General features: G+C 61.6%; 12 protein-coding genes and 1 pseudogene. 10 read left to right on the top strand and 3 right to left on the bottom strand.

Annotated features, from left to right (window positions below):
* Positions 1-4 precede the first annotated feature (4 nt).
* The 9 genes from AC0C6X_RS18130 (at position 5) to AC0C6X_RS18090 (ending at position 10,201) form a co-directional block, all read left to right on the top strand.
* Complete coding sequence (locus AC0C6X_RS18130; RefSeq protein ID WP_173517651.1) at positions 5-838, top strand: carbohydrate ABC transporter permease; 834 nt, start codon at positions 5-7, stop codon at positions 836-838.
* Between the two features lie 9 nt (positions 839-847).
* Entirely contained in the window at positions 848-1,915 is a 1,068-nt protein-coding gene (locus tag AC0C6X_RS18125) for an ABC transporter ATP-binding protein (RefSeq protein WP_247958684.1), read from the top strand.
* A gap of 201 nt (positions 1,916-2,116) precedes the next feature.
* Positions 2,117-2,503 (top strand): c-type cytochrome, encoded by a 387-nt coding sequence (locus AC0C6X_RS18120; protein ID WP_173517653.1) that lies wholly within the window; start codon positions 2,117-2,119, stop codon positions 2,501-2,503.
* 240 nt (positions 2,504-2,743) lie between these two features.
* Positions 2,744-3,586: a cytochrome c oxidase subunit II gene (locus tag AC0C6X_RS18115; protein ID WP_472954478.1), complete on the top strand. Its 843-nt coding sequence runs from the start codon at positions 2,744-2,746 to the stop codon at positions 3,584-3,586.
* 112 nt (positions 3,587-3,698) lie between these two features.
* On the top strand, positions 3,699-5,477 hold the full coding sequence (gene ctaD / locus AC0C6X_RS18110) for a cytochrome c oxidase subunit I (RefSeq protein ID WP_247958686.1): 1,779 nt from the start codon (positions 3,699-3,701) through the stop codon (positions 5,475-5,477).
* Entirely contained in the window at positions 5,474-6,178 is a 705-nt protein-coding gene (locus AC0C6X_RS18105) for a cytochrome c oxidase subunit 3 (RefSeq protein WP_472954475.1), read from the top strand. The genes ctaD and AC0C6X_RS18105 overlap by 4 nt, the downstream gene beginning before the upstream one ends.
* Positions 6,179-6,189: 11 nt before the next feature.
* Positions 6,190-6,912, top strand: coding sequence for a heme-copper oxidase subunit III family protein (locus tag AC0C6X_RS18100; RefSeq protein WP_173517657.1), 723 nt, complete (start codon positions 6,190-6,192; stop codon positions 6,910-6,912).
* A gap of 9 nt (positions 6,913-6,921) precedes the next feature.
* Complete coding sequence (locus AC0C6X_RS18095; RefSeq protein WP_173517658.1) at positions 6,922-7,302, top strand: cytochrome C oxidase subunit IV family protein; 381 nt, start codon at positions 6,922-6,924, stop codon at positions 7,300-7,302.
* 337 nt (positions 7,303-7,639) lie between these two features.
* The gene (locus AC0C6X_RS18090; RefSeq protein ID WP_173517659.1) at positions 7,640-10,201 is read left to right on the top strand and encodes a GcvT family protein; all 2,562 of its coding nucleotides are present in this window, start codon (positions 7,640-7,642) and stop codon (positions 10,199-10,201) included.
* Between the two features lie 187 nt (positions 10,202-10,388).
* On the opposite strand, the gene AC0C6X_RS18085 is transcribed toward AC0C6X_RS18090, so the two are convergent.
* Together AC0C6X_RS18085 and AC0C6X_RS18080 are read right to left on the bottom strand one after the other, a co-directional pair.
* Complete coding sequence (locus AC0C6X_RS18085; protein WP_472954472.1) at positions 10,389-11,318, bottom strand: aldo/keto reductase; 930 nt, start codon at positions 11,316-11,318, stop codon at positions 10,389-10,391.
* 249 nt (positions 11,319-11,567) lie between these two features.
* Positions 11,568-12,356 (bottom strand): SDR family NAD(P)-dependent oxidoreductase, encoded by a 789-nt coding sequence (locus AC0C6X_RS18080; RefSeq protein ID WP_472954470.1) that lies wholly within the window; start codon positions 12,354-12,356, stop codon positions 11,568-11,570.
* Between the two features lie 97 nt (positions 12,357-12,453).
* On the opposite strand from AC0C6X_RS18080, the gene AC0C6X_RS18075 reads away from it, so the two are divergent.
* Positions 12,454-13,029, top strand: a complete 576-nt coding sequence (locus AC0C6X_RS18075) for a TetR/AcrR family transcriptional regulator (protein WP_472954467.1) — start codon at positions 12,454-12,456, stop codon at positions 13,027-13,029.
* A gap of 203 nt (positions 13,030-13,232) precedes the next feature.
* Here the strand turns inward: AC0C6X_RS18075 and AC0C6X_RS18070 are convergent.
* A pseudogene (locus AC0C6X_RS18070) lies at positions 13,233-13,921 on the bottom strand (adenylate/guanylate cyclase domain-containing protein); the annotation flags it as partial.

Here is a 13,921-nt window from a genome sequence, read left to right as displayed (position 1 = left end):
ACCAATGCGCGCCAAACCTCTCTTCCTCACGATCGCGCACCGGCTGGCAATCCTCGCCTATATCGCCTTCGCGCTCTTCCCGCTCTATTGGCTGCTGAAGGTCGCAGTCACCCCGAACGACCTGCTCTATTCCGAAGGCATCAGGCTCTGGCCGTCGCACGCCAGCCTCGAACATTTCGATTTCGTGCTGCGCCACAGCGCCTTTCCGGTGTTCTTCAGGAACAGCCTGATCGTCTCCGGCTCGACGGCCGTCATCGTCACCATCCTCGCCTCGCTCTCCGGCTATGCCCTGTCGCGCTTCAACTTCCGCGGCAAGTACTGGCTGGTGGCGCTGATGCTTCTGACGCAGATGTTCCCGCTGGTGATGCTGGTGGCGCCGATCTTCAAGATCCTGTCGCCGCTCGGCCTCACCAACAGCCTGACCGGCCTCGTCATCGTCTACACCGCCTTCAACGTGCCCTTCGCCACCTTCCTGATGCAGTCCTTCTTCGACGGCATTCCGAAGGATCTGGAAGAGGCGGCGATGATCGACGGCGCGACGCAGTTCGTCGCCTTCCGCCAGATCATCCTGCCGCTGACGCTGCCAGGCATCGCCGCGACGCTCGGCTTCGTCTTCACCGCCGCCTGGAGCGAGCTCCTGTTCTCGCTGATGCTGATCTCCGGCAACGACCAGGCGACCTTCCCCGTCGGACTATTGTCGTTCGTGTCGAAGTTCTCTGTCGACTTCGGGCAGATGATGGCCGCCGGTGTGCTTGCGCTCATCCCCGCCTGCCTCTTCTTCCTGCTCATTCAACGTTATCTCGTCCAGGGCCTCACGGCCGGCGCGGTCAAAGGCTGAGGATTACCCATGGCTTCCATCGATATCGCCAACATCCAGAAATCCTACGGCATCCACCCGGTCCTGCACGATGTCGACCTGAAGATCGGCGACGGCGAATTCGTCGTGCTGGTCGGCCCGTCCGGCTGCGGCAAGTCCACGCTGTTGCGCATGATCGCCGGGCTCGAAAGCGTGACCTCGGGCGAAATCCGCATCGCCGGAAAACGCGTCAACGAGCTGGCGCCGAAAGACCGCGACATCGCCATGGTGTTCCAGTCCTATGCGCTCTATCCGCACATGTCGGTCGCCAAGAACATGAGCTACAGCCTGAGGCTCCGGAAGACCGCCAAGGAGAAGATCGCGAGCATCGTCTCCAGTGCGGCCGCCAAGCTCGGCCTCGATCCGCTGCTCGAACGCCGGCCCCGCGCGCTTTCCGGCGGCCAGCGCCAGCGCGTCGCCATGGGGCGCGCCATCGTGCGCGAGCCGAAGGCGTTCCTGTTCGACGAGCCGCTCTCGAATCTTGACGCCCGCTTGCGCGAGCAGATGCGCGCCGAGATCAAGAAGTTGCACAAGGATCTCGGCGCGACCTCGATCTACGTCACCCATGACCAGATCGAGGCGATGACGCTTGCCGACCGGATCGTTGCCATGAACGGCGGCTTCGTGCAGCAGGTCGGCAGCCCGCTCGATCTTTATGACCGGCCGGCCAACCTCTTCGTCGCCGGCTTCATCGGTTCGCCCGGAATGAACTTCTTCGAGGGCACCTACCTGAACGGCACCGCCCCGCGCTTCGAAACGGAAGGCGGCGTTGTCATCCCCGCACAGCCGCATCCCGCCTTGACCGACGGCGCCCGGGCGACCCTCGGCATCCGCCCGGAGCATGTGGAAATCGGCGCGGAAGCACCGGATGCGCTCAAGGCCACCGTCGACCTGGTCGAGCCGACCGGCTTCGGCATCATCCTGCATCTCTCCTTCGGCCGCTCCGGCTTCAAGGCGTTCACCAACGACCGCAGGTTCCTGAATGCCTCGGGTTCGCTTCCCGTACGGCTGCCGGTCGAGCGATTGCATTTCTTCAACGCCGCCGGCAATCGCGTCTGACGGCCGATCCCTCTGGTGAAAATTTAGGCGCAGCCGGCGAACGGTCGGCTGCGGCGGTTGACTTCCACAAAGCGAGGCGTACCGTTTCAATGTCGCAAGTATCAACCGCCCGTGGCGCCAATTGAGAGAAGCAAGCACCGCCAAGACGACGAACTGACGATAGCCTTCCTTGCCTGCGCCCGGCGATTTTGAGGAAGTGTCATGCGAAATTTTGTTGTTGCCCTTGCCTTTTCGACAACTTCGCTCTGTCCGATCGCTGCCCTCGCGCAAGAGGGCGATGCCGCCGCCGGCGAGACCGTGTTCAAGAAATGCGCCACCTGCCATATCGCCGACAGCGATACCAACAAGGTCGGCCCTTCGCTCAATCACGTGCTGGGGCGGACCGCCGGCACGCATCCCGATTTCAGTTATTCCAAGGCGATGGTCGAAGCCGGTAAGGGCGGCCTTGTCTGGGATGAGGCAACGCTGCGCGACTATCTCAAAAACCCCAAGGCCAAGGTGAAGGGCACCAAGATGGCCTTTGCCGGACTGAAGGACGACACGGAAATCTCCAACCTCATCGCCTATCTCAAGCAGTATTCGCAGTAGCCGAGAAAGATTAGAAGCAAGCGCCGCCCATGGCGAGACGGCGAATTGCGACTGTTTTGCGTTCGTGCAATAATTGCAGTACAGCGCCGCGCGTCTTATCAGACGCGCAAAGGTCGCTGTAGAACTTTGAATTCCTGCATGTTTTGGTCTTTTGATCGGCTACGATTAAAGGAAACATGCAGCAGGCTCTACGGATTGCGTATTCATGCCCACAGCCGCGAGCGGCGAGGAGGGACAGAAATGGCCGTGGTAGTTATTCTGGTTTTGTTGGCCGTCGGGTCGGTGTTGTTCCATCTGTTGAGCCCATGGTGGTGGACGCCGATCGCGTCCAACTGGAATTACATCGACAATACGCTGATCATCACCTTCTGGATCACCGGCGTCGTCTTCGTCGCCGTGGTGCTCTTCATGGCCTATTGTGTTCTCCGTTTTCGCCATCGCCCGGGAAACCGGGCGGCCTATGAACCGGAAAACCGGAAGCTCGAAGGATGGCTCGCCGGCGGCACGACGCTTGGCGTCGCCGCCATGCTGACACCCGGCCTTTTCGTCTGGCATCAGTTCGTCACCGTGCCAAACGGTGCCGCCGAGGTCGAGGTCGTCGGCCAGCAATGGTTGTGGAGCTTCCGCCTGCCCGGCGCCGACGGCAAGCTCGGAACCTCCGAGACGCGCGACGTCACCCCGGAGAATTCGCTCGGCCTCAATCGCAATGATGCGGCAGCCCTGGATGACGTCATCATCGAAGGCGGCGAACTGCATCTGGAAGTCGGAAAGCCCGTCAAGATCCTGCTGCGCTCCGTCGACGTTCTGCACGATTTCTACGTACCGGAGTTCCGCGCCAAGATGGACATGGTGCCGGGCATGGTCACCTATTTCTGGCTGACGCCGACGCGCACCGGCACCTTCGAGGTGCTCTGTGCCGAACTGTGCGGGACCGGGCATCCACAGATGCGCGGCACGGTCGTCGTCGACAACGCCGCCGACTACCAAACCTGGCTTTCGAGCCAGCAAACGTTTTCGCAGATGATGGCAGCAACTGAGACGAAGCAAACGGCACAGGCAGAAAACGCCGCCGCGGCGCAGTAGGACGACGCGCCCCGACGGCGAGAACAATTCCGCGGCTCACCACGCGGAATTGCATGGTTCAAAGCGTTGGATCATTTCGTTGAAATGACCCGGTGTTGGGAGGTTCTCGCATATGGTCGACATCCGGTCAGGTACGGGCGAACCGATTGGCCCGGCGGAAGTGGAGGACGTGGAGCTCTACCATCCCCATAGCTGGTGGACACGCTACGTCTTCAGCCAGGACGCGAAGATCATCGCCATACAATATGCGTCGACCGCCATTGCCATCGGCATGGTCGCCCTGGTGCTTTCCTGGCTGATGCGGCTGCAGCTCGGCTTTCCCGGTGCCTTCGCCTTCATCGACGCGGATCGTTACTATCAGTTCATCACCATGCACGGCATGATCATGGTGATCTACCTTCTGACCGCGCTTTTCCTCGGCGGCTTCGGCAACTACCTGATCCCGCTGATGCTGGGCGCGCGCGACATGGTCTTTCCCTATGCCAACATGCTGAGCTACTGGCTCTATCTGCTCGCCGTGCTCGTGCTCGTCGCGAGCTTCTTCGCGCCCGGTGGACCGACCGGGGCGGGCTGGACGCTCTATCCGCCACAGGCAGTGCTTTCGGGCACACCCGGCGGCAAGGACTGGGGCATCATCCTGATGCTCTCGTCCCTCATTCTCTTCATCATCGGCTTCACCATGGGCGGCCTCAACTATGTCGTGACCGTGCTCCAGGGCCGCGCGCGCGGCATGACGCTGATGCGCATGCCGCTCACCGTCTGGGGCATCTTCACGGCAACGGTCATGGCCCTGCTTGCCTTCCCCGCCCTCTTCGTCGCCTGCGTCATGATGCTGTTCGACCGCGTGCTCGGCACCAGCTTCTTCATGCCGGCGATCGTCGAGATGGGAGAGCAGTTGCAGCACGGCGGCGGCAGCCCGATCCTGTTCCAGCACCTCTTCTGGTTCTTCGGCCATCCGGAGGTCTATATCGTCGCGCTGCCTGCCTTCGGCATCGTCTCCGATCTCATCAGCACCCATGCCCGCAAGAACATCTTCGGCTACCGCATGATGGTCTGGGCGATCGTCATCATCGGCGCGCTCTCCTTCATCGTCTGGGCGCACCACATGTATGTCAGCGGCATGAACCCCTATTTCGGCTTTTTCTTCGCCACGACGACCTTGATCATCGCCGTGCCGACGGCGATCAAGGTCTACAACTGGGTGCTGACGCTCTGGCGTGGTGACATCCACCTGACCCTGCCGATGCTCTTTGCACTCGCCTTCATCGTCACTTTCGTCAATGGCGGGCTGACAGGCCTGTTCCTCGGCAACGTCGTCGTCGACGTGCCGCTCTCCGACACGATGTTCGTCGTCGCCCATTTCCACATGGTCATGGGCGTCGCGCCGATCCTCGTGATCTTCGGCGCGATCTATCACTGGTATCCGAAGATCACCGGCAGGATGCTCAACGGCCCAATGGGGCATCTGCATTTCTGGGTCACCTTCATCGGCGCCTATCTGATCTTCTTTCCGATGCACTATCTCGGCCTGATCGGCGTTCCCCGCCGTTACTATGAAATGGGCGAAACCGCCTTCGTCCCGGCCTCTGCCCATACGCTCAACGAATTCATCACCATCATGGTTTTGGTGGTCGGCGCCGCGCAGATCATCTTCCTGTTCAATCTCGTCTGGAGCATCCGCCATGGTCGCGAGGCCGGCGGCAATCCCTGGCGGGCGACGACGCTCGAATGGCAGACGCCGGAAACGCCGCCGCGTCACGGCAACTGGGGCAAGGAACTGCCGGTCGTCTATCGCTGGGCCTATGACTACAGCGTTCCCGGGGCGCCCGAAGACTTCATTCCGCAGAACCAGCCGGGTTCGGCCGGCCTTGCGCCGGAGGGAGCCTCATGAACGTCGCCCTCATCTTCCTGGTGGTGATCCTCACGATCGCTGGCTGGTGGCTCAGCCGGCAGCGGCTCTTCTCCAAGCCGTGGCTAGAGGTCGGCCACACCTACGATCTCCGCCCGCACGATCGGCCTTCGATCCCGCCCGCGAAGATCGGCCTTGGCGTCTTCCTCGCGGTCGTCGCAGCCCTCTTCTCCCTCTTCATGAGCGCCTATTTCATGCGCATGGCATCCACCGACTGGTGGTCGACGCCGATGCCCCGGATCCTCTGGCTCAACACCGCCATCCTCGGGCTCGGCAGCCTGCTGCTCCACGCAGCACGGGTGACGGCCGAGCGTCACCAGGACGACACGAGCCGCACGGCACTGATCGCCGCCCTTGCCGCGGGGCTGGCCTTCCTCGCCGGCCAGGTCTTCGCTTGGCGCGAACTCAGCGATGCCGGCTATCTGCTCGCCGACAATCCGGCCAACAGCTTTTTCTACATGATATCTGGCATGCATGGCCTCCACATCCTCGGCGGCCTGTTCGCGCTTACCCGGGTGATCGTTAAGACGCGTACCGGCCCGATGGGCGAAAAGGCCGTGCTGTCGATCACGCTTTGCGCCACCTATTGGCATTTCATGCTGGCCGTTTGGCTGGTGCTTTTCGCGCTCTTTTCCGGCTGGGCCAATGATTTCGTCGAGCTCTGCCGGCAACTCTTGACTTGAGGAGCCGTGGCATGTCCGCCGAGACACATTCGCCTGTGAGACAACCGCTCCATCGCCCGACCGGCCTTGCCGGCCTTGCCGCGGACTGGGCCTCCGATCAGCGGGCGTTCAAGAACGTCTCCTGGGGCAAGGCCATGATGTGGATCTTTCTCCTCAGCGACACTTTCATCTTCGGCTGCTTCCTCATCGCCTACATGTCGGCGCGCATGTCGACCGCCGTTCCCTGGCCCAATCCGAGCGAGGTGTTCGCGCTGCACATCGGCGGTACCGACGTGCCGCTGATCCTCATCGCCATCATGACCTTCATCCTGATCTCCTCCAGCGGAACCATGGCGATGGCCGTCAACTTCGGCTATCGCCGCGACCGCAAGAAGACCGCGCTTCTCATGCTGCTGACCGCCCTCTTCGGCGCCACCTTCGTCGGCATGCAGGCCTTCGAATGGACGAAGCTGATCACCGAGGGTGTGCGACCATGGGGCAATCCTTGGGGAGCGGCCCAGTTCGGCTCGACTTTTTTCATGATCACCGGGTTCCACGGCACGCACGTCACCATCGGCGTCATCTTCCTGCTGATCATTGCCCGCAAGGTCTGGCGCGGCGACTTCGACACCGGCAGGCGCGGCTTCTTCACGAGCCGCAAGGGACAATACGAGATCGTCGAGATCACCGGCCTCTACTGGCACTTCGTCGACCTCGTCTGGGTCTTCATTTTCGCGTTCTTCTATCTGTGGTGAGGCATGGCCATGGCAGAGACGACGGCACACACCGGCACGGTACCGCAAGCTCAGGCGCAGGTGCAGGCGCCAGCGCATGAACACCAGCAGCACCCGATCGGGCTCTACCTGGTGGTCTGGCTGCTGCTCTTCGTGCTCAGCACCTTCTCCTATCTCGTCGACTATCTCGGGCTGCAGGGCTATCTCAGATGGTCCCTGATCCTGATCTTCATGGTGTTGAAGGCCGGGCTCATCGTGGCGATCTTCATGCACATGGCCTGGGAGCGGCTGGCGCTGATCTATGCGATCCTGCTGCCGCCCCTGCTGGTGCTCGTGCTCGTGGCGCTCATGGTTTCGGAATCGCACTACGTGCTCTTCACCCGCCTCGCCTTCTTCGGCGCCGCACCGTGACCGCAAACGGCGCCAACCGAAAGGTGGCGCCGTTGAACGTCCATTGCTTCAGTGCGGCTGTAGTGATCATTCCGATCTCAAACCGACATGATCGACGCACTGCGATGACGCATTCGAATGCGCTCGATTTTGCTGTATGGTGGAAAAGTCCCATTCGCGCCGGCGGGCGCTTTTTCTCACGAAATCAGTGGCATGACCGTCTCAACAGCTCTCGCTTCGCCATCCACAGATTGCCCGGCTCTGGTCGTGCAGTTTGATGATAATGTCGTAGACAGGCTCTAGTCACGGCGGATCAAGCCCTAAAATCCGGCATCCAATCCAACTAGGGTCGCAATCAATGGCAGAGTTTCCGCAAAAGGCGAAGGTCGTAATCATCGGGCTGGGTGGCATCGTGGGTGCCTCGATCGCGCACCACCTGATCGAGCGCGGCTGGGATGATATCGTCGGTATCGACAAATCCGGCGTCCCGACCGATATCGGTTCGACGGCACACGCCTCCGACTTCTGCTACACGACCAGCCACGATTATCTGTCGGTTTGGACGACGCAGTATTCGATCGACTTCTTCGAGAAGATGGGCCACTACGCCCGCATCGGCGGCCTGGAAGTCGCCCGCACCGGCGACGACGTCTGGATGGAAGAGATCAAGCGCAAGCTTTCCTCCGCCAAGGCCTTCGGCACCCGCGCACACTATGTCTCGCCGGCCGAGATCAAGAAGATGTTCCCGCTGATCGAGGAAGACCAGGTGATGGGCGGCATGTTCGACCCGGATGCCGGCCTCGTCATCCCGCGCTCGCAGACGGTTGCAGGCAAGCTGGTCGATGCGGCGGAAAAGTCCGGCAAGCTGCAGGTCTTCGGCAACACCCCGGCAAAGTCGCTCATCGTCGAGAACGGCCGTATCAAGGGTGTCGTCACCCATCGCGGCACCATCATGGCCGACCACGTCGTCGTCTGCGCCGGCATCTGGGGCCGCCTCATTGCCGAAATGGTCGGCGAAGACCTTCCGGTCATGCCGGTCGACCATCCGCTCACCTTCTTCGGCCCGTACAACGAATTCGAAGGCACCGGCAAGGAAATCGGCTTCCCGCTGCTGCGCGACCAGGGCAACTCGGCCTATATGCGCGACACCGGCGACCCGAAGACCACCGAAGGCGGCCAGATCGAGTGGGGCTATTACGAGACCACCAATCCCCGCCTCTGCCATCCGCGCGACATCCTCGAAAAGCACGAGGCACGCCTGTCGCCCTCGCAGCGCGACCTGGAGATGGAGCAGATCATCGAGCCGCTCGAGCGCGCCATGGAACTGACGCCGATCCTCGGCGAACTCGGCTATAACGAGAGCCACTCCTTCAACGGCCTGCTGCAAGTATCGGCCGCCGGCGGCCCCTCCTGCGGTGAGAGCCAGAAGGTGCGCGGCCTCTGGTACTGCGTCGCCATCTGGGTGAAGGACGGCCCCGGCTACGGCAAGCTGATCGCCGACTGGATGACCGACGGCCGCACCGAGATCGACCATGCCTCGATCGACTATTCCCGCTTCTATCCGCACCAGCTCGAGGAGAAGTTCATCGAGGGCCGCTGCTTCGAGGCGGCGCAGAAGATCTACTTCCCGGCCGTGCACACGCGCGAGCCCTATGCCACCGGCCGCAACGTCAAGCGCTCGCCCTTCTACGAGCGCGAGAAGGAGCTCGGCGGCTACTTCATGGAACTCGGCGGCTGGGAGCGCGCCCATGGCTACGCCGCCAACGAGCACCTGCTGGAAAAATACGGTGACCGCGTCCCGGTGCGCGAGAACGAGTGGGACAGCCGCCACTTCTGGCGCGTTTCCAACGCCGAACATCTGGCGATGAGCGAGGATTGCGGCATCGTCAACCTGTCGCACTTCCATATGGTCGATATCGAGGGTCCTGACCATGTCGAGCTGCTCGAGTGGCTTTGCGCCGCCAAGATCGGTGGCGACGGCAACATCGGCAAGGGCATCTACACCCACTTCCTCGATGACGAGGGCATGGTGCGGGCCGACTTCACCGTCTTCCGCATGGCCGACCGCTGCCGCCTCGTGAACGGCGCCGATGCCGGGCCGCGCGACTTCCACTACATGCGCCGCGTCGCGGAAGATCGCGGCCTCGACGTCACCATCACCGACGTTTCGGAGAAGTTCATCACCATCGGCATCTGGGGGCCCAACGCCCGCGAAACGCTGAAGAAGGTGGTTGCCGATCCGGCCGGCCTCGATATCGAGAACTTCCCCTTCGCCGCGATCAAGCCGATCGAGATCGCCGGCAAAAAGGTCACGGCCTTCCGCATCTCCTATGTCGGCGAACAGGGCTGGGAACTGCACATGAAGTACGAAGATGGCCTCGCCGTTTGGGACGCGCTGCGCGCCACCGGCGTCATGGCCTTCGGCGTCGAAACCTATGCGAACTCGCGCCGCATGGAAAAGAGCCTGCGCCTGCAGAACGCCGATCTTCTCACCCAGTACAACCTCATCGAGGCCGACCTTGCCCGTCCGAAGGTCAAGGACGTGGATTTCCGCGGCAAGGCAAAGCACCTGGAGTACAAGGCGCGCGAGCACCAGCCCGCCATGCTCTGCACGCTCGTCATGACTGACAACACCGACAGGAATGGCGTGAAGCGCTACCCGGTCGGTAACTTGCCGGTTATGGACCCGGAAACCGGCAAGGTTCTGATCGACGAACTCGGCCGTCGCTCCTACACCACCTCCATCGCTTTTGGGCCCACGATCGGCAAGAACATCGCGCTTGCCTATCTGCCCTGGTCCCATTGCCAGGTCGGCCGCAAGCTGAATGTCGAGTATTTCGCCGAGACCTATCCGGTCGAAGTCGTGGGTGTCGGCTACAAGCCGCTCTACGATCCCGAGAACCTGAAGCCGCGCACCTGATCCACTATGCATATCTCCTTAAATCGACCTCGATTTAACGACAAAGACATGCAGCAAATCAAAGTGCTACAGCGACCTTTGCGCGTCTCATAAGACGCGCGACGCTGTAGCGCGTTACGCCCAAAAGCCAAAGGCCCGCTCACATCCGAGCGGGCCCTTTCGTATGTGCTTAGCAGCAAGATGGATGTCAGGGGAGCACGTGGCCTGCGGCGGTGAAAAGGCGATACCAGTCCTCGCGCGACAGCGTGATGTCGGCTCCGGGCACGATGTCTGCCAGCCGCTCAGGACTCGTCGTTCCCAAGACCACCTGAATGTTGGCCGGATGCCGGGCAATCCAGGCAAAAGCGATGGCCGACGGCGACACGGCATATTTCCCGGAGAGTTCGTCCAGCACACGGTTGAGCTCCGGGTAATTGGTCTCATCGCCGACGAAGACGCCACCGAAAAAGCCCTGCTGGAACGGCGACCAGGCTTGCAGTGTCATGCGGTTGATCCGCGAATAGACGACGACCTCGCCGTCGCGATCGATCGACTGCTCCAGGCCCGCCATGTTCGCAGCGATGCCGAAGGCAACGGACGGGGCGTGCGCAATGCTGAGCTGAATCTGATTGGCGACCAGCGGCTGGCGCACGGCCGTCTTCAAGAGATCGATCTGCCGTGGCGTGTGGTTGGACACGCCGAAATGCCTGACCTTGCCGGCCGCCTGCAGCTTGTCGAAGGCGTCCGCCACCTCCTCGGGCTCGACCAGCGCATCCGGCCGATGCAGCAACAGAAGATCGAGGTAATCGGTCTTCAGTGCCGCGAGCGACCGGTCGACCGACTGGAGGATATGATCGCGGGAGAAATCGAAGTAACCGCGCCGGATCCCGCATTTGCTCTGGACGACGATCTGTTCGCGCTCGGCGGCCTTCAGCTGGAGCGCGTCGCCGAAGCGGCGCTCGCAGGCGTGCAGCTCACCGCCGTAGATGTCCGCGTGATCGAAGACGGTGATGCCGACGTCGCGCGCCTTGCCATAGAGCCGGCGAATGGCATCGTCGCTGAGATCGGCGATCCGCATGAGGCCGAGAACGGCGGATGAAACGGGGAGATCGGTTGTTCCCAGGTTGAACTTTTTCATCGATTTGCGCTCGTATCATCGACGTCGTTTTGAAGGCGGAATCCCCGACCGCAGCCGCAAACGGCCTGCAATGGCGATTCTTGCCCCTCAATCTCTACCAGTCCGGGGGCGCTTGGCAAACGTCCGGACATTGTCGACGGTGGTACGGCGGGTGATAAGGCAGCAAGGCGCTGGCCGCCTGGCCAGCGCCTTGCTGTCCTATCGTCGTGGGAGCCGACAGGGTCGTCGGCTCCCGGTCCCGCCATCTGATCATGCAGCAGAGCGATAACGCTCAGCCGGTTCGGACTGTGCGAAATTCGGGAGCATTGCCTGGCGCGCGGCGTCGAACCCGGTCCACTGGCCTGCGTCCGGCAGCGGCGGGATCGTCACCAACTCGCGGCGATCGAAGCCGACCAAGGCTGCGTCGACGAGATCACCGACCTCCATCACGCCGGCAAGCGTCTCGACATCGACGCCCGCATGATCCCAGATTTCGGTGCGCGTCGCAGCGGGCAGGACCGCCTGCACATAGACGCCCTTTCCTGCCAGTTCGACGTTCAACCCCTGGGAAAGAAACAGCACGAAGGCCTTGGTCGCGCCATAGACGGTGGCGCCCATCTCCGGAGCAAGGCCAACGACCGAGGCAATGTTGATGATCGCCCCGTCTCCCCTCTCGGTAAAACGAGGTGCTGCAGCATGCGCGAGCCTGGTGACGGCCGTGACGTTGAGCGCGATCAGCTTCGAAATGTCTTCGCTCTTCTGCTGAAGGAAGCCGCGCGGGATCGATGTGCCGGCATTGTTGACCAGAACACCGATGCGACCGTCTTCTCTCAGGCGCTGCTCGACCTTGGCCAGATCCTGCTCGTCCGTCAGGTCGGCGGGAACGACGTCCACATCGACACCGGTTTCGCTCCGCAAGCGCTCGGCAAGCGCTGCCATGCGAACGGCATTGCGGGCGACGAGAATGAGATCGTGACCGCGGCGCGCAAATCGCTCCGCATAGACGGCGCCGATACCGGTGGAAGCACCGGTTACGAGGACTGCAGGCTTCTTGCTCATCGAGTGTGCTCCTTTGTTTTATACATGATGATCATCATGCATTTGGATATATGATGGACATCATGTATAAAGTCAAAGGAAATTTTGGGAGACGATGATGCGCGTGAGCCGACAGCAGGTTGAAGAGAATAAGCGAACCATTCTGGAGGCCGCCGGTCGGCTGTTCCGGGAGCGTGGTTTCGAGTCCGTCACAGTGACGGATGTGATGAAGTCGGCCGGTCTCACCCATGGCGGCTTCTACGGCTACTTCAAATCCAAGGACGATCTGATTGCCCAGACGCTGGCCGAATTGCAAGGTGAGGGTGAGCCTCTGTCCGTGGACCTGGCGACTGTTGCGAGCCGTTATCTTTCCCCGGAGCATCGCGACGATTTCGGCCATGGCTGTCCGGTTGCCGCTCTGGCATCGGAAGTCATCCGTCAACCAGCGGAAGCGCGCGCCGAAATGACCGCGGGACTCAGGCGGCAATTCGCGCGCCTCAGCAAAGTAGCACCCGGCCCAGACGAAGCACATCGGCGCCGCGCCGCGATCGGAACCTGGTCTGCCATGGTGGGCGCGCTGATCCTGGCCCGAATGGCCGACGATCCTGCCCTGTCCAACGAGATCCTCACGGAGACCAGCACCTGGCTTTCGGCGCGGGATCACCAAGGGACTACGGCCGCCGGCAGTGCCTGATACGCAATGTATCTTGTCCCTCGCCCTTTTTTTTGCAGCCCTTTAAACGTCGAAAGCCCGCAGGCTTTCACCTTGCGGGCTCTATGTATGTATTGGACTTTGGTTGCGGGGGCCTGATTGCACCGAGACTTGTACTTCCGCGCCGCATCGAGAACGGTTGACCGGGCGTGGTCGCCATTCGAGAAACGATCCTAGAACAGCCCCTAACTTGCAACGGCGGCGCGGCATGACGAGAGTATCTCCTCCCATGGGCGCTTGGCGCCTTTTTCGCTCGAGTGGGCGAATCGCTTGTTTCCTGATGCCTTGCGAACCGCAGACACGATTCTTTGAAAATCGGCATCGTCTGTCGGTTCAAACCGGACGCCCAGGCGAGCAAGACGACCATTCACTGCCCCGATGATTTCTGCAGCACCGTCCCAATCCTCTTTCGCTGCGAGCACGCCGCTTATCGCTGCGATAGCGAGGTTCACGACCATTGGGTAGTCATATCTCTCGCCGATCGCCAAGGCCTGGCCGGCGAGCGCCGCAGCGTCCCTCCAGTCACCGTTGTGCAGTCTGAAATGGGCAAGGTTTTGCAACAGGTGGCCATGCCAATAGGTGTCACCCAGTTTGTCGAGCAGTTTGAGGGCATCCAGATAGTAGGCCTCGGCAGCCGCGTCGTCCCCTTCGGCGCGTGTTCCTTCCCCAATTGCAATAAGGGCAACCACGGTTCCATGGTCGTCGCCGATCAGTTTTGCCAGTTCGAATGACTCCGCGATCAAAGCGCCGCCTGCCTCGGGGTCACCTGTGGTGGCTTTGGCAATGCCGGCAATGATCCCGGCATTCGCAATTCCGGCCTTGTGCCCCAACTCGCTGTAGATACGATGACTTTCAACGCCATTTTCACGCGCTG

Source organism: Ensifer sp. VA4 (genome assembly GCF_055710065.1).
Note: the sequence above shows the minus strand (reverse complement) of the source record. Positions and strands in the feature narration are given on the sequence as shown.